We start from the raw sequence: 17,032 nt of genomic DNA, 5'->3' as shown, positions 1-17,032 counted from the left end.
AAAAGCCCGGTATAAAAACCGGGCTTTTTTAATTGAAAACCTTAAAGCCATTTACGGGTATCATCTGCGACCGGTGTACCTTGAGTCACATGCATGATCATGGCATGGGCAATACTGCCTTTAAATGGAATTTCAGGCAGCTGATCAAACTTGAAGAATTTCGCATCGCTAATTTCTTCTTCCTGCAATTGCAGCTCACCGCCAGCATATTCTGCTTTGAAGGCAATCATCAAATTACTCGGGAAAGGCCATGGCTGACTGGCCAAATACTGGATATTTTTCACTTTCAAGCCGACTTCTTCCAGCGTCTCGCGACGTACCGCTTCTTCAAGCGTTTCCCCAACTTCGACAAATCCGGCAATCAGACCATACATCTGGCTTTTGGTATTACGTGCATTTTTGGCCAGCAGAATCTCATCTTCACCGCGGGTAATCACAGTAATCACACAAGGTTGCACCCTTGGATACTGACGATAATGGCAAGCTGGGCAAACCATGGCATATTCAACAGCATGGGCTTCAGTCGGGGTGCCACAGTGGCTACAGAACTTGTGATTCCGGCGCCATTCCAAGAGTTGCACAGCACGACTGGCCTGTTCAAATTGCTGAATATTCCAAAACTGTAATAATTGACGGATTGGAACCAGTTGCAAGCCTTCAGGAGTTGGCTCATCTGGAAGAAGATCACGGGCAACCACCTGATCACCCGGATTCAGCAGCAAATCACTTGCCAGAGCTTCAACTCGAGGCAGTTGAAAGTGTTGGTCGACCAGCAACTGTTGCTGCTGGAAAATATAAGCAAGTGATAATTTTTTAGACATTAGGCAACGATTTTCAGTTTTTCACTACTGTCTAATGCTACCTTAAACATGGACTGTAATACAGGCTGTTTATTCTTTAAGTTATCGATCATCATATCGGCACTAGCCAATGCATCCAGCGCATGATGAATTTCTGCTGGTGTTAATGCAACCGACTGTTCAATACGGTTTTTGATAAACAGGGCAGTTGTATTGAATGCAGCTTTCACATGTTCAGCATTCAGGAACAGCATGGCACCGCCAATTTCGCAGAACTGGATGGGTACAGGTTCAAGTTTGGCCAGGTCCTGATCCTGCAGATAATCAGTCAGAATCTGGCTAGACAATTCAATCAACGCCTTGGTTTCATTTAACAAAGCGTTGTGTGCTTCGTCCAGACGATCCAATGAGATATTCATGTTATTCACACGTAGCTGCAGACGGCTCGAAGTATGATGACGTTCCAATACACCAATCGAGTTCATCGCGGATAGAATCACATTCATCAACTGCTGGGCAAAAGACTCATCTTTCAGAATATCTGCCTGGCTGAGTGAAGCTGCCTGACGGTTTAAATCATGATAGGCTTCGTTCAGGTTCAGAACCTTGAAGATATTGGCCAAGCTATTCAGCTGAGTCTGGAGTTCCTGCGTTTTTTCAGGTGTCATGTGCTGATAGTTGTATTCGATATCATTGCGGATCTGGGGCATTTCCGCAGTCACCAGCTCGCTAATAGTATGCATGGTTTCAAAGTCCGGACCATATAGGTGACGGCTGAACACCTGAAGTTGCATATCTGTCAGTAGATCATCACCAATATTCAGCTGGCTACGGATTTGCTGTGCAGTTGCATCTTCCTGACTGATACATAAGCTTAATACATTTGCCAGATCGGACAGAGAGGCTTTAAAGCTGTCGGCTGAACTAAAGTACTGCGCCATGTTGCGTTCAATACTGATTAAAGTACGCAAACGTGGTTCATTGATGAGCAGGTGATCAATATTATCAAAAGTAACATGCACTAGATGCCAGTATTGCTTGCTTGGATGATTTGCTGAAAGACCTGCCAGATAAGTACCGACCAGTTTGATCGCCTGCAGATCCATCTCGCTTTCTTCCTGTTTTAGCAGTTTGTTAAGAGACAGCTTATACAGGCGTTGCACATATTTGGATTTTTCCAGACCTGGTACTTGGGGTAACTGGAAGTCTGGAGTAATCAGATCAAGCAAAGGTTCAATATGCTGACCTTCGGTCGTCAATGGTTTACCAAGCGCAAGTTCCAGACGGTTCAGGGTATCGAGCAGGAACTGCGGAATTTTCACTTCACGCAAGCAGATAAATTCGATATAGCGTTTCAGCATGGTGGTGCCTTCACTCAATGCGATCACATCCTGAGTGTTGATCTGCGCCGGATTCCCCATAATCTTGCGCATCAGTTCTGCTGAATATTGAGCAATTTGTGCCAGATTCGGCATATCAATCAGTGCCAGTACCTGTGCACATTGTTCGAACTGATTTAATGCATCGTCAATGCCAAAAGGTAAAGTTTGATCTTCTACCAAGGTGCTTACTGCTGATTCGACTAACTTGATCGAGTTATCAACCTCATTTTTTATTATCAGTAAAGCTGTTGGATCAAAATGTATAGAGGTTTGGTAAGACATGGATCTGCACCTTTCCTTGAGTATTATCTATATATGAGCCCCGCTTTATCGGACGGGGCCTCTTTGGAATTACTATAACTGAAGAACTGTATTTTAAAAGCGAAATTACTGCTTGGAATTTAGATTTTATTTTGCAAAAAGGCAAGGCGTTCCATGCTTTTCTTCAAATTGTTTGACCCATTTCTCATGTTCGGCAAGTTCTTCATCTGATGGAAGAATCACAGGCAATTCAATTTCGATTTTCACAGTGCTGGAACTGCCACCTTGTTCTTCGGTATGTGACAGGGCATCCATATCAAAAGAGACCTGTCCACCGGTCATGGCCAGATAAACATCGGACAGAATTTCCGCATCGAGCAAGGCACCGTGGAAGGTACGGTCACGTTGTGGAATTTCATAACGACGCACGAGGGCATCTAGAGAGTTTTTCTGTCCAGGATGCTTGGATTTGGCCATTGCCAGAGTATCGGTTACTTCACAAACTTCAGAAAGTGCGACAAAGCCTGCACGCTTGAATTCCATATCCAGGAAGTTCATATCGAAGGTCGCGTTATGCGCAATAATTTCGGCACCTTGCAGATAGTCAAACAGTACCTGTGAGATTTCTTCAAACAGCGGCTTGTCTTGCAAGAACTCGTCGGTAATACCGTGGACATTCACCGAATCACCAACCGGTTTTTTCGGATTGATATAAATATGGATTGAGCTGCCGGTAAGTTTCCGGTTAATCATTTCGATCGCACCCACCTCAATGATCCGGTCACCATCCTGATAATAGAAACCGGTGGTTTCCGTATCCAGAATCAATTGACGGGGGCCATGCAGCTCTAAGATCGGCGGTGTAATCACAATTTGCGGATGTAGTTCGGTTGAATCTGAAGTGACTGAAGCAGACTCATCGGTATTTTCAATTGTTTCTAAATTTTCAGTCTGTTCCATTTCTTCTTCGGCCATTTCCATGCTCTCTTCGAGTTCTTCTTCACTATCGACAAGATCCAGCCCGAAAGGGTCGTCTAGAAGCCAGTCAGGTTCAGATTTTTTTTTATTTTCAGTGATTGCAGTAACTGATTTGGATTTTTTCAAGGTTTCATCTGCGCCCTGATTAGCCAGTTGATCGGCCATTTCATTGCCAGGATGTCCGGCATGGCCTTTTACCCAGTGCCATTCAATATCCCGACCTTGGCAAATGGCATCCAGTTTTTGCCATAGATCCGGATTTTTAACGTCTTTCCAGTTTTTCTTTTTCCAGCCATGAATCCATTCGGTAATGCCTTGTTTGACATAATTGGAATCGGTATAAATGATCAGCTTGGCATCTTTCGGACAGAACTGGATGCCTTCGATCGCCGCGGTCAGCTCCATGCGATTATTGGTGGTATGATCTTCGCCACCGCAAATTTTGTGTTCCTGCTGTTCGGTAATTATGTACGCCCCCCAACCGCCTAAACCCGGGTTGCCGCGACAGGCGCCATCAACATATAGCGTGATAGTGTGAGACATAAATTAAAATCCGATCAAAAAAGAACTTGCTGAAGCGGATATTGTATAACGCAAATACGCTTGATGCGTCTAGATACACCAGTTTTTTTAATTTCTTGTAACATTTAACGTGAAATCGGGGTAAATTAATGCCTTGTGTCCACGACATGCTTCACTACAATGGCATATCTAAAAAATAAATTTATATACGAATTGTTTGGATTTCTTTATGTATAAACCAACCGCAATTTTGTGGCAGCCTGCATTACCAACATTTTTAAAATTTTCTGTACTTGGAACGGCACTCGCTTCCTTGGGACTGACGGGCTGTTCTTCTACACAAAGTGCGACCCAAAAAGCGTCAAGCAAGCAGGTTGGCTCACAATATCTAGATGCAAGCAGTTTGGATGGGCTGGAAGATTTACTTTCTGCAACGGATATGCGTGCGGTTGAAGGTGACCGCTTACTGATTTTGAAGCATGGTGATATCTGGAAACGGATGACCGTGGGTTTCAAGATGGATCTGAATACCTGGAATCCGCGTATTGATGCACAGCGTGGCTGGTTTATTTCCCGTCAGCCTTATCTGGACCGCCTGAGTGCCCGTGCATCGCGCTATCTCTATTATACGGTGAAAGAAGCAGAGCGCCGTGGCATGCCTACAGAGCTGGCTTTATTACCGATCATTGAAAGTTCTTATGACCCGGCAGCGACCAGTAGTGCAGCAGCAGCAGGTTTATGGCAGTTCATTCCAAGTACTGGCCGTATTTATGGTCTGAAACAAACCTCACTTTACGATGGCCGTCGTGATGTCGTTGAGTCGACTCGTGCGGCTTATGAGTTTCTAGGCAGCTTATATAACCAGTTTGGTTCCTGGGAATTGGCTTTGGCCTCTTATAATGCCGGTCCAGGCCGTATCCAGCAGGCGATTAACCGTAATAAGGCCGCAGGCTTGCCTACCGATTACTGGTCCTTGAAACTGCCTCAGGAAACCATGAACTATGTGCCGCGTTTCCTGGCAGTTGCGCAGATTGTGAAAAATCCGGGTACTTATGGCGTGAGTTTGCCACCAATTGCCAACCGTCCTCACTTTCGTGAAGTGACTGTCGGTGCAGCCAATTTAAATGAGATTGCAGCCATTACCGGTTTAAGCCGTGCTGAACTGTATCAGCTTAACCCGGGGCATCGTGGTGATCGTATTGATCCGGAAAGTCCGCGCCGTATTTTGATTCCGGCTGACTTAAGTCCATCGATTGATGGAAAACTGAAAAAACTGCAGTCTAGTTCAAGCGGCTTATGGGCAGGTACTGTCAGTAACTCGCCTAAAACGACCACTACAGTAACTCCAAATCCAACTGTAGCACCAGCATCAACCAGTACCACCATCGTACCTGCCAAGCAGACTCCGCCGGTGCTTGCCAATACGACTGCTAAGACTGCAACAGCAACTAAAGCTCCAACTGCGACCACATCACCAAAGCCAGCCACGACTACACCAGCAGCAGTTTCTACCACGGCGACACCAAATTTAACTGCACAAACCACCAAACGGGTCAGCACACCACGTGGTTCCGAAGCACTTGCTGAATTTGCTGCAAAAAGTGAATTGCCTATTCCAAGCGCGCCACGTATTCCGGTTGCTGTGACGCCAGTTGCTTCGGTGAAGCCTATCCAGGTCGAGCCACCAATTACCGCAGCTGAACGTCAGCAAATCCAGAAAGTGGTGTCAGCAGAAGAAATTAATAAAACTGTGGATGAGCTTTTACAACCTGTAGCGACTGCGGCTGAACAGGCACAGGTTATTGAAGAGCTCAAAGCACTGGCACCTGCAGGCACAGAAATTGTTGACCCTTATGATGGCAAGATCAAACTGACTGCAATTCAGACCAGTCAGTCTATTGCCGAGCAGCAGGGCAAGGAACTGACCAAAGGATTCTCATATCCGAAAGAAGTCGCTGTAAACACCAGTGCAGATTCAGTTGAAGCTCGACTCAATCAGGGCAAAAACTATGTAAAAACTGATTCAGAAGTTGTGGTTGTGGCACCGAAAGGTAAGCGCAGTACCTATAAGGTTTTACCGGGCGATAATCTGGCATTGATTGCAGCGAAGAATGGCGTGAACTGGCGTGATGTCGCGAAATGGAACCAGATTGATCCAAACTCTACATTATATGTGGGCACCACAATTTATCTCTATGATGCCAACCCAGTACAGGAAGTACCGAAAGCCAGAGAGAAACCGGAAAGTTATGTGGTTCAGGCCAATGATTCTTTGACCAGCGTCGCCAGCCAGTTCGGCCTGAGTGTTAAACAGTTGGCTGATTATAATGATCTGAGTACGACCAGTGGTTTATTTGTGGGGCAAAAGCTTTCCCTAAAAGAAAGTACCAGCAAAGCGAAAGTTGAAGACAGCAAAAAAGTCGAAACTGCCAAAGTCCAGACCAAGTCCTATACCGTTAAACGTGGTGAGTATCTGAAACTGATTGCAGATCGCTACGCATTGTCGAATGCAGAGCTTGCTGCACTAACTCCGGGTTTAACCGCGGGTAGCAGTTTGATGGTCGGACAGAAGATTAATGTTCCTCTCAATGAAGTTGATGAACTGACTGCGAGCAGCAAGAAAACCGAAAAAATCGAACAGAAGTTTGAGAACGTTAAGGTTGATCATACGCCAACAGAAAGCTATCAGGTCAAACGTGGTGAAACCCTGTACAGCATTGCCAATCAAAGTAAATTGACGGTATCTGAACTGGCAGCGTTAAATGGCCTGTCTGCAAACAGCGGCTTACGCATCGGTCAGACCATCAAGATTCCGGCCGGTAGTCAGGTTCCTGACAGTTATACGGTTCAATCGGGTGATACGCTGACCGGGATTGCAGCAAAATATAATCTGTCGATGGATCAGATTGCCAACCTGAACAATATTTCCCGTAGTGCCAATGTGCGTGTGGGTCAGCATCTGAAATTATCTGGTAGTCCTGAACCTGTGCAGGAAGTGGTCACCGAGACTCAGGAAAAGAATGTCAAATCAGATACTCATATCGTGAAATCTGGTGAAACCTTAAGCTCGATTGCCCGCCAATATCATCTGCAATTACGCTATCTGGCAGACCTGAACGGCCTAAGCACCACTAGCAATGTGCGGATTGGACAGCGTTTAAAAATTAATGAAGATATTCAGATCGCCAAGAAAGAGCCGTTAGTGAAAGTTGCAACAAAATCTGCCTCTTTTAAGGCGACAGAATCCTATACGGTAAAATCCGGAGAATCTCTGATTGCGATTGCCAATCGTGTAGGAGTACCCGTTACTGATCTGGCGAGCCTGAATAATCTTAGTCCACGTGCAGGTTTACGTGTGGGCCAAACGCTTCAGCTTCCAAAACTGGTCACTGAATACAAGGTGAAGCGTGGTGATACCTTGATCGGTCTGGCATCCCGTTATGGTATGGCAACCAATGAGCTGGCAGAAATGAATGAACTGAAACCCAATACTCAATTGCGTATTGGTGATGTGATTAAGGTTCCAAACTAATTTCTGGATCGTGAAATTGTTTAATCCCGTCCATGTTTTATGGATTCTTGCTGTCCCCTGGATCATCAGTTCCAGCGGGGCAGCAGTCATTACGACGCCTTATATTGCACTGCATAGTGTACCTAAATATGCACAGGCTAAATCTCTGCCTTATGCCAATCCGCAAGCGCCCAAAGGTGGTGTCCTGATTCAAGCAGCCGATGGCAGTTTTGATAATCTGAACAGTATGAATGGTAAGGGGAATGTCACTGAAGGGGTTAATTATATTTTTGACAGCCTCATGTCAAAATCCCTGGATGAACCCGGCGTCTATTATCCTTTGCTGGCGGAGAAAGTCAGTTTTGACCCAAAGCAGACCGCTTATATTATTTTCCATTTAAATCCTAAAGCCAGATTCAGTAATGGTCAGCCAGTGACGGCTAAGGATGTGAAATACAGTTTTGATCTGTACCAGACCCAGTCTAATTTCGGCTTGCAGATGTATCTGGCAGATATTAAAAAAACCGAAGTCCTGTCACCTTCAAAAGTTAAGATTAGTTTTAAATCTCGCCATAATCCGGAAATGGCGATGATTGTGACGCAAATGCCGATCTATTCTCAGCAGGAGTGGCAAAAGCGCAACTTCAAGGACATTAACCTGAAACCGATCTTGGGTTCTGGGCCCTATGTGATTGAACGTATTGATGCAGGACGCAGTATTTCCTATAAACGTAATCCACATTATTGGGGTAAAGACCTGCTGGTCAATCGCGGCCGTTATAATTTTGATCGCATACAGTATCGCTATTACCGTAGTCCGGAAATCAAGTTTGAGGCATTTAAATCTGGCCAGTTTACGCTGCATGAAGAAAAACAGGTCAACCGCTGGGTAAGTGATTATCGGTTTCCTGCGGTACAGCATGGCCAAATCAAAACCTATCGTTTTCAGCATCACAATCCGATTCCTACACAAAGCCTGATTTTTAATACGCGACGTCAGCCCTTTGCTGATATTCGCTTCCGGCAAGCTTTAACTCTGGCCTATGATTTTGAATGGCTAAATAAAGCCTTGTTTCATGGAGAATATCAGCGTCTGAACAGCTTTTTTAGTAATAGTGAACTGGCATCTACAGGCAAGCCGAGTGTTCAGGAGCTGAAAATATTACAGCCAAATTTATCTAAATTGCATCCGGTGCAACGTCAGGCGGTATTACAGGATTGGCATTATCCGCAATCAGATGCCTCAGGGTTTAACCGCAAAAATTTATTACAGGCGCGACAAATTTTATTGAATGCCGGTTACCGTTATCAGCAGGGGAAACTGGTGACTGCTCAAGGTCAACCTGTACAGATTGAATTTCTACTGCATCAGGCTGAACAGCAGCGTCATCTGATGCCTTATTTACGGCATTTGAAACGTTTAGGAATTCAGGCGCACATTCGGATGGTGGAAACGGCCCAGTATTATGAGCGACTAAGAAATTATCAGTTTGATATGATTGTGGATACCATGCCGCAATCGCTGACACCGGGACAAGAACAGAAACAGTTTTGGGGTAGTCAGGCGGCATGTCAGCCTGGCAATTATAATTATGCCGGTATTCAAAATCCGGTGATTGATCGGGTGATTGATCAGGTATTTCAGGCACAAAGCCGGGAGCAGCTGATTTATAGTACCCGAGCTTTAGATCGTTTATTGCGAGCCGGTTATTATCATATTCCGACCTATGGTACGGGTGAATACTGGTATGCTTACTGGAATATGTATCGGCAGCCCAAGATCAAGCCCAAGCTTTCTGCGGGTATTGATTACTGGTGGGTGGATACAGCTAAAGCCAGACAAGTGGCACCGTACTTAAAATATCGCTAGGTTTTCAGCTTTGGGGAGTGCCATGAGCACTTATATCGTCAAACGTTTGCTTCTTATGATTCCGACATTATTGATGGTTTTACTGATCAATTTTGTGGTGATTCAGCTTGCACCGGGTGGTCCAGTGGAACAGGCTATCTATCAGTCACAGCATGCGAATAATTTGGCGATTGGTGGCTTGCAGTATCAGGGACAGCAAGGCCTGACGCCCGAAATGCTGGAGCAGATCAAGATTCAGTATGGATTTGATCAACCGGTTCATCTACGGTTCTGGGAAATGTTGAAAAGCTATGCCCAATTTGATTTAGGCCAGAGTTTTTTTAAAGGCCAAGCTGTGACTGAACTGATCTGGGAAAAATTGCCAGTTTCACTGTCTTTAGGTTTCTGGAGTACCTTGCTGATCTATCTGGTTTCTATTCCTCTTGGCATCCAGAAAGCCAAAAAGCATGGCAGTCTGTTTGATCAAACGACGTCTTTGCTGCTGGCTGTGGGCTATGCCATTCCAGCCTTTATCTTTGCCATTTTGCTGATTGTATTTTTTGCAGGTGGTTCCTATCTGCAATGGTTTCCTTTACAAGGATTAAGCTCGGAAAATTTTGATGAATTATCTTTCTTTGGAAAAATTCAGGATTATTTCTGGCATATGGCTTTGCCGCTACTGGCCATGGTGCTAGGTGGTTTTGCACGGCTGACTTATCTGGTGAAATTTTCCTTTATGGAAGAACTCAGTAAACACTATGTACTGGCAGCAAAAGCGAAGGGACTACAGGAAAGGGCAGTACTCTATCGGCATGTACTGCGCAATGCAGTGCTGGTGTTGATCGCTGGATTGCCAGAAGCTTTGCTCGGTATTTTATTTGTCGGGAACCTGTTTATTGAAATCATCTTTAATCTGGATGGTTTGGGCATGCTGGGATTTGAAGCGATTCTGCAGCGGGATTATCCGGTCATTTTTGGAACTTTGTTTATTTTTACTTTATTGGGCTTGGTGCTACGTTTGATCAGTGATGTGCTGTATCGGGTAATTGATCCCCGGATTCATTTTGATTCACGAGGGTCAAAATAATGTCACCAATGCTACGCGCCAGCCTGCAACGTTTTAAAAATAATAAAACCGGATTTGCCTGCTGCATTGCCTTTGTCATTATTTTTATCTTGTCACTTGGTGCTGAGCTGATCGCTAACGATAAGCCTTTACTGATCAAGTATGAGGACTCCTATTATCTGCCAGTAATAAAGTCATATCCTGAAACGATTTTTGGGGGTGTCTTTGAAACTGAAGCCGAGTATCAGGATCCTGCGGTACAGCAGCTGATTAATGCCAAAGGCTGGGCAATCTGGCCGGTGATCCGCTTCGGCTATGACACATCCAATTTGGCACTCGATATTCCAGTACCTTCACCTCCAAGCAGGCAAAATTGGCTAGGAACAGATGATCAGGGACGGGATGTGCTGGCACGGATTCTATATGGCTTGCGTATTTCCTTGCTGTTTGGCTTTGCACTGACTTTGCTGTCGGCAGGATTAGGTGTGCTGGTCGGTGCAGTTCAAGGCTATTATGGTGGCTGGATTGACCTGATCGGGCAACGTGCACTTGAGGTCTGGAGCAGCCTGCCGATGCTGTTTATGGTCATGATTCTGGTCAGTGTGTTTAGTCCGAATATTTACTGGCTATTTGTGATCATGCTATTTTTTGGCTGGACAACACTGGTGTCGATGGTGCGCGCTGAATTTTTACGGGCCAGAAATCTGGAATATGTCTGGGCAGCGAAAAGTATTGGTGCAGGGCATGGCCGGATCATGTTCAGGCATATTTTACCCAATGTGATGGGTTCCAGCCTGTCACAACTACCTTTTATGCTGACTGCCAATATTAGCGCACTAACTGCACTGGACTTTTTAGGTTATGGTTTGCCACCCGAAACCGCTTCTCTAGGTGAATTATTACTGCAGGGTAAAAATAATCTCAATGCGCCGTGGTTGGCTTTATCCGGGTTTCTGACTTTAGCCATTGTCTTGTCTTTACTCATCTATATCGGTGAAGCCATCCGGGATGCTTTCGATCCCAAAATTTAAAATGATTTTTTAAGACTGATTTAATATCTACAAATAAAATTTGTATCCATTTGACAATATTAATTGTCAATTATGGCAAGTTAGGTTATAACACATACAAAATAAGATAAACATTTCAGGAAAGTACATGACACAATTGGCCGATTCCATCCAGATCCGTAATACCCAGTTTAAAAACCGTATCATTAAAGGTGCCATGAGTGAGGCGTTGGCCAATGATGCAGGCCAACCCAATCAGGCCCATTTAAAGTTATATGAAGCTTGGGCCAAAGGTGGTTTAGGCTGTGCGATTACGGGTAATGTCATGGTGGATTTTCGTGCCAAGAATGAACCCGGTGTAGTGGTAGTAGAAACTGAACGTGACCTGGAAAAGTTAAAAGCTTGGGCGAATGTCGGCAAACGTCATGGCATGGTGCAACTGGTACAGTTATCTCATCCTGGACGTCAGTGCCCAAAAGGCTTGAATAAAGAAACCGTAGCACCTTCAGCTGTACCTTTTAGTCCAGCATTGGCGATGAGTTTCGGTACGCCACGTGAACTGCGTGAAGATGAAATTTTAGATATTATCCAGCGCTTTGCGACTTCAGCTGCCATTTGCGAAAAGGCGGGATTTGAAGGCGTGCAGTTACATGGGGCGCATGGTTATCTAATTAGCCAGTTTTTATCGCCCCTGACCAATAAGCGCCAAGACCAGTGGGGTGGCAGTATTGAAAACCGCAGCCGATTCTTGCTAGAGGCTTATAAGGCAGTGCGTGCAGCAACTTCAGAGAATTTTATCATTTCAGTGAAATTAAATTCGGCAGACTTTCAGCGCGGTGGCATTAGTGAAGAAGACGTTATTTATGTCTTTAAGGCGATGGATGCAGCCGGGATCGATATGATTGAAGTTTCTGGCGGAACCTATGAAGCACCCGCAATGGCTGGGGTAAAAGCAGAGAAACGTAAAGCATCAACAGTTGCCCGCGAAGCCTATTTCCTCGACTTTGCCGAAAAGATCCGTCAGGAAGTTAATTGTCATTTGATGGTGACGGGTGGCTTCCGTACCGCGGTGGGTATGAATGCAGCCCTTGACAGCGGCGCATGTGATTTTGTCGGTATTGCACGTCCATTTGCGGTCGAGCCTGATCTGGGTAACCGTCTGGTTGCAGGACAGGATGTACGTTATGCAGTTGAGAAAATTAAAACTGGTATTCCAATGATCGATAAGATGGCGATTATGGAAATCATCTGGTATGCCGCGCAATTTAAAGAAATTGCCAAAGGTAATCGACCAAATCCAAAACTGTCGCCTTTAAAGGTATTTTTAAATTACGTAAAAGGCAATGTGAAGGCTGTGATTAAAGGTCAGATCAATTCACGTAAATCGGCTTAATTTGCATAATGCATTGAAGCAAAAACAGGGCATATTTAATGCCCTGTTTTTTATGAATGATCTTTCTAAGAATAAGTCATGGCTTGAGTCTGAAAAGGGAAGAGCAGCTGAGAAAGCTGACGTGTTGCCCACAAGCCCACTTCCTGATGATGCATATGCGGTGCCACGTAAGGAATCAATAAATCAATCTTTTGTTCGGCAGCAGCGCAGCGATTCAGACGGCTTTTCAGCTGATGGATCTGTTGCTGGTCAATACGGTTTAATACCGGTTCCATCTGGTTATGAACTTGAGATCTGCTAAGTGATGACAGACGAGCGGCAAAAGTCTCACCTTGAATCCAGTCTTTAATAATCTGTTTTTCAGTCGCATTAAATACACCAAACATTTTGCCATCTGGATCATCAATCATTTTCCAGAACCGGCTTTGTTCTACAGGTGCATCTTTTACAATCCAGCCTTTTTCAATCATGACTTTCAAGAAGTCTGCAATCTGTGCCGGATCGGATAACCACTCATTAATGGTCTTGCCACTAAACTGGCATTTCTGGTTATGGATATATTGTCCAATCAGCGCTTTGTTCTGAAACACTTTCAAAGCCAGTTTTTCAGTATCCAGCTGCTTGATGATCTGGGTGGAACTTTTACCAATGTCATTCAGCACATAACCTTTTTTAATCAGGTCTAGATACTGGGCAGGATCTTCAACGAGTGCATACTGATCTAAATAGGCTTGCAGAGATTTTTGTGCATGACCGTTGTGAGCATTATCAATGGTAATGTGTACATTGAAATAATGTGGATCAATACCGAGTTCAGACAGCTCATAATTGGTAATTAACAGATGTAATGGCAGCTGCTCATAACCCAGATTGAAACCAATTACTAACGGCAGATATTCTGGCGGCGCATAGGCCAAAGCCAGCTGCACGGCTGCGTGTTCATAATAGCTGGCATCCAGTTGCTCAGCATAGCTGTTCAGCTCATAATGATTCAGCAAATCCTGATACATGGTGACATGATTGGCACGGGTATGACCCATGCCTAGTTCTTCCAGATAGATATAAATCAGGTCTTTGGTTTCCGGACGATTCCAGTTTTGCACAGTTGAATACAGCCATGAGCCGTCTACCAGTTTTACAGGTGCGACTTTGGCCAGGAACTCAAATGCATGTGACACAGTCGGGAAGTATTCACGTCCTTGCTGCTGTCTACGCCGCTCTACATAGGACTGAAAGATTGCGCAGGTTTGGTGGTGCTGTTCCAGAAAATGTTGCTCTACATGTCTGGGTTGATCCAGCCATTCCAATCCAGCCACATCAACTTGCTGGATTAAATCTCTTAAATAGTTCTCAGCCTTTTCGGTCTTTACTGCCGTCGAAATCTGTTGATCTTGAAAGAAGTTGACCCAATCTTTAAAGTTATTAAATTGATGATTATGATTTTTAATAGATGATTCAGGCGAACTTAACTTTGTACTGACGAACATAATCTGATCCTTGCAGATATATTATGCTTTCTACCTTAACGGCATGCTTATACCACCGATGTTGATTTTTTGTTCGGATTTATAGTGCGATTGCTGTAAATGAAAATGAATGGATAACGAGTTGAAGAGAAATGTAAAAGAATAATATTTTTAAATGAATTATTTATAAACAAATAAAATTGCAATCGAGACAATTTGATCAAACGTTAAAAACAGGAATGAAGGAACAAGCAATAAAAAAGCCCAAGTCATCATGCTTGGGCTTTTTCATGAGAAGTTAATTAAATTAACTATCTCGAATATGGCGTCCCTACGGGGATTCGAACCCCGGTTACCGCCGTGAAAGGGCGATGTCCTAGGCCTCTAGACGATAGGGACAGTGTAGAAGTGATATTTTAAACCAGAACTTTTGATTTGAAGTAATGGCGTCCCTACGGGGATTCGAACCCCGGTTACCGCCGTGAAAGGGCGATGTCCTAGGCCTCTAGACGATAGGGACTTAATAAAATATTACTTCTGAAATTGGCGTCCCTACGGGGATTCGAACCCCGGTTACCGCCGTGAAAGGGCGATGTCCTAGGCCTCTAGACGATAGGGACGTTTCAGAGGTGGGCGTATATTAGGGTGAAAACAGAGGGGTGTCAAACGCTTTTCCAGAGTTTTTTGGAATTTTTCTTTTGAGTGCATAAATTTAAAACAATATTAGTAGAATACTTGAAAAATGCCGGATTTAAGCCGGATTTTTAAGTAATTCCAGAATAGCTTCAACGACCTGAGGATGTAGTAAATAGCCAGTAATATCATGTGGACGGTGAATATGTGTACGAATGCCATGATTGATGATTTCAGGTTCAAACTTGAATGGCGGTTGAGTAAGTGGAATGGCGGTAAGATAATCATCTGTTGAATAGAAATTGATCCAGTCGCCTTTAATTGCCGCAGGTCGTACCACCGGTTGTGCCAGGCTGGATTGAATCACCTGAAAGGCTAATGGTGAACCTAAAGTAATAAAACGCTGTACATTCAGTTCAGGGTGCTGGATGAGATGATTATAGGCAATCACACTTCCTAAAGAGTGAGCAATGACAATGCAAGGTTTGCGACCACTCAGTTGTCTGGCAATCCGTTCATGTACTTCCCTCATGAAATCAGAATTATCGAGATAAAGATAAGTTTCAATCAGAAATCTCTGCAACAGATTGCGATGCAGAGTGGGAAAATAATTGAGTAATAAGGCAAAATCCCGAAGCGCAACATTCCTGCCGAGGGCGGTAAAATAATTGAATTTCTGCCTGAAATCCATGGTGTCACTTGAACTGGGTTGGGGGAAATCGGTAATTGTGGGCCTACGCCAGCCAGGACGTGGAACAGGGGCAGGAAGCTGAGGTTGAGCAGGCTTACGAAAAGGAAAGCTAGGCCATTCCTGTGGTATGAGGGTGCCTGCTTCTAGAATATTGCGGACGTTATAACGTGAAAGCAGATCGCCATAAAATGGAATACGAATGTGGCGTTTTAAATAACTAAATCTGGCATCTTGTTGATGTTTGCGCATCCCTTTTTGAAGTATATGGAGCCAGCGCTGGCGGATGGAGGCAGCGCTATGATGTTGCTGATTCATTCCATGAATAAAAATAACTTTCATCGACACCCCACTGAGTTCGATAGAATTATATTTACAGTATAGAAAAAATTAACGTAGCAAAAGCAGCGCTTTTTGTGGTGTTAATGTGTAAATTATCTTTGATAAAACAATGATTAACAGACATCTGTATATTTATGAAAGAGTCATAAATAAACCAGAAAATGAGTAGGTATGGATAAAGAATTTTACTGAGCAGAAAAATAGTGCATAGGAAATATTAAAATTAAATCTGTAAATTAAGATGCTTTTTAGAGTAATTCTAGCAAGGCTTTGATGACTTCCGGATGCTGGACATAGCCATCAATATCATGAGGATGATAAATCGAAGTACGAATCTCCCGATTGATAATTGCCGGCTGAAACTGAAAAGGCGGTTCTGATAATGGAAAGGCAGTCAGAAAGTCATCGCTGCAATAAAAATTAATCCAGTCACCTTTAATAGCTTCTGGCCGATGAATAGGTTGGGGCAAATGTTCCTGAATGACCCGGAAAGCCATTGGTGATCCCATGCTTATAAAACGCTGTACATTCAGTTCTGGATGCAGAAGCAGATAATGATAGGCAATCACACTTCCTAAAGAATGAGCCATCAGGATACAGGGTTTATCGCCATGCATTTGCTGGCCAATTCACTGATGCACCTGCTGCATGAATGTGGAATTTGCCAGATAAGAATAGGTTTCAATCAGGAATTTTTTGATCAGCGTATCATGCAGCTGAGGGAAATGATTCAGTAAGATTACAAAATCCCGTAATAGAGTATTCCGGCTTAATATACTAATAAACTTAAGCTTCTGGTTAAAGGTCATGGCATCCTCAACCTTTAGCTCGGGAATTTCACAAATTTCAGGTGAATGTTGATTGAGATGGGGTGGTGGCTGGAATTTAATTGGAGACTGGAAAGGAAAGCGAGGCCAGTCTTGCGGCATTAAGGTGCTGGCATTTAGCACATTATGTAAATGATGACGGGACAGTAAGTCGCCATAAAAAGGGATACGGATATGCATTGCTGTCCCACAATTTTTCACAAGAGGAAGCTCAAATGAGCTTCCTCTTGTTTTATGGGTATTTTATCGGGTGAAAATAAAGCTTTTAAAGTTCTTCTTTCAAACAAATTCACTTGAATTATTC

General features: G+C 44.0%; 10 protein-coding genes, 3 tRNA genes and 1 pseudogene. 5 read left to right on the top strand and 9 right to left on the bottom strand.

Annotation, left to right across the window (positions count from 1 at the left end):
• Positions 1-41: 41 nt before the first annotated feature.
• From nudC to dnaQ, 3 genes are all read right to left on the bottom strand, one after another.
• Entirely contained in the window at positions 42-821 is a 780-nt protein-coding gene (gene nudC / locus ACEWB7_RS12600; protein WP_034703750.1) for an NAD(+) diphosphatase, read from the bottom strand.
• Positions 821-2,464: a hypothetical protein gene (locus tag ACEWB7_RS12595; RefSeq protein WP_034703752.1), complete on the bottom strand. Its 1,644-nt coding sequence runs from the start codon at positions 2,462-2,464 to the stop codon at positions 821-823. The genes nudC and ACEWB7_RS12595 overlap by 1 nt, the downstream gene beginning before the upstream one ends.
• 126 nt (positions 2,465-2,590) lie before the next feature.
• Positions 2,591-3,964: a DNA polymerase III subunit epsilon gene (gene dnaQ, locus ACEWB7_RS12590; RefSeq protein ID WP_034703754.1), complete on the bottom strand. Its 1,374-nt coding sequence runs from the start codon at positions 3,962-3,964 to the stop codon at positions 2,591-2,593.
• Positions 3,965-4,172: 208 nt separating this feature from the next.
• On the opposite strand from dnaQ, the gene ACEWB7_RS12585 reads away from it, so the two are divergent.
• The 5 genes from ACEWB7_RS12585 (at position 4,173) to ACEWB7_RS12565 (ending at position 12,772) form a co-directional block, all read left to right on the top strand.
• On the top strand, positions 4,173-7,475 hold the full coding sequence (locus ACEWB7_RS12585; RefSeq protein ID WP_312318603.1) for a LysM peptidoglycan-binding domain-containing protein: 3,303 nt from the start codon (positions 4,173-4,175) through the stop codon (positions 7,473-7,475).
• 16 nt (positions 7,476-7,491) lie between these two features.
• Positions 7,492-9,324 (top strand): extracellular solute-binding protein, encoded by a 1,833-nt coding sequence (locus ACEWB7_RS12580; protein ID WP_034703758.1) that lies wholly within the window; start codon positions 7,492-7,494, stop codon positions 9,322-9,324.
• Positions 9,325-9,346: 22 nt separating this feature from the next.
• Positions 9,347-10,390 (top strand): microcin C ABC transporter permease YejB, encoded by a 1,044-nt coding sequence (gene yejB / locus ACEWB7_RS12575; protein WP_034703759.1) that lies wholly within the window; start codon positions 9,347-9,349, stop codon positions 10,388-10,390.
• Entirely contained in the window at positions 10,390-11,400 is a 1,011-nt protein-coding gene (locus tag ACEWB7_RS12570; RefSeq protein WP_312309797.1) for an ABC transporter permease, read from the top strand. The genes yejB and ACEWB7_RS12570 overlap by 1 nt, the downstream gene beginning before the upstream one ends.
• A gap of 127 nt (positions 11,401-11,527) precedes the next feature.
• Positions 11,528-12,772, top strand: coding sequence for an NADH:flavin oxidoreductase/NADH oxidase family protein (locus tag ACEWB7_RS12565; RefSeq protein ID WP_034703761.1), 1,245 nt, complete (start codon positions 11,528-11,530; stop codon positions 12,770-12,772).
• A 65-nt stretch (positions 12,773-12,837) separates the two neighbouring features.
• Here ACEWB7_RS12565 and ACEWB7_RS12560 read toward each other — a convergent pair whose 3' ends face one another.
• The 6 genes and pseudogenes from ACEWB7_RS12560 to ACEWB7_RS12535 form a co-directional block, all read right to left on the bottom strand.
• A complete protein-coding gene (locus ACEWB7_RS12560) occupies positions 12,838-14,259 on the bottom strand; it encodes an iron-containing redox enzyme family protein (RefSeq protein WP_411580879.1) in 1,422 nt (473 codons plus the stop codon).
• Positions 14,260-14,561: 302 nt separating this feature from the next.
• Positions 14,562-14,637: transfer RNA gene (locus tag ACEWB7_RS12555), tRNA-Glu, on the bottom strand.
• Between the two features lie 45 nt (positions 14,638-14,682).
• Positions 14,683-14,758 (bottom strand) — tRNA-Glu (locus ACEWB7_RS12550).
• Between the two features lie 24 nt (positions 14,759-14,782).
• Positions 14,783-14,858 (bottom strand) — tRNA-Glu (locus tag ACEWB7_RS12545).
• 131 nt (positions 14,859-14,989) lie between these two features.
• A complete protein-coding gene (locus ACEWB7_RS12540; RefSeq protein WP_262738839.1) occupies positions 14,990-15,901 on the bottom strand; it encodes a lysophospholipase in 912 nt (303 codons plus the stop codon).
• Positions 15,902-16,149: 248 nt separating this feature from the next.
• Positions 16,150-16,905, bottom strand: a pseudogene (locus ACEWB7_RS12535) (alpha/beta fold hydrolase); the annotation flags it as partial.
• Positions 16,906-17,032: the final 127 nt, after the last annotated feature.

Origin of the sequence: Acinetobacter sp. NIOH-H-8 (genome assembly GCF_046635365.1) — a bacterium.
Classification (GTDB): Bacteria; Pseudomonadota; Gammaproteobacteria; order Pseudomonadales; family Moraxellaceae; genus Acinetobacter.
The sequence above is the reverse complement of the archived record's forward strand: the minus strand, read 5'-3'. Positions and strand labels throughout refer to the sequence as shown.

Excerpts from the sequence above, each read along its gene's own strand:
- ACEWB7_RS12570 (WP_312309797.1), top strand. The coding sequence starts at position 10,390 with ATGTCACCAATGCTACGCGCCAGCCTGCAACGTTTTAAAAATAATAAA.
- nudC (WP_034703750.1), bottom strand. The coding sequence starts at position 821 with ATGTCTAAAAAATTATCACTTGCTTATATTTTCCAGCAGCAACAGTTG.
- dnaQ (WP_034703754.1), bottom strand. The coding sequence starts at position 3,964 with ATGTCTCACACTATCACGCTATATGTTGATGGCGCCTGTCGCGGCAAC.
- ACEWB7_RS12585 (WP_312318603.1), top strand. The coding sequence starts at position 4,173 with ATGTATAAACCAACCGCAATTTTGTGGCAGCCTGCATTACCAACATTT.
- ACEWB7_RS12565 (WP_034703761.1), top strand. The coding sequence starts at position 11,528 with ATGACACAATTGGCCGATTCCATCCAGATCCGTAATACCCAGTTTAAA.
- yejB (WP_034703759.1), top strand. The coding sequence starts at position 9,347 with ATGAGCACTTATATCGTCAAACGTTTGCTTCTTATGATTCCGACATTA.
- ACEWB7_RS12560 (WP_411580879.1), bottom strand. The coding sequence starts at position 14,259 with ATGTTCGTCAGTACAAAGTTAAGTTCGCCTGAATCATCTATTAAAAAT.
- ACEWB7_RS12595 (WP_034703752.1), bottom strand. The coding sequence starts at position 2,464 with ATGTCTTACCAAACCTCTATACATTTTGATCCAACAGCTTTACTGATA.
- ACEWB7_RS12540 (WP_262738839.1), bottom strand. The coding sequence starts at position 15,901 with ATGAAAGTTATTTTTATTCATGGAATGAATCAGCAACATCATAGCGCT.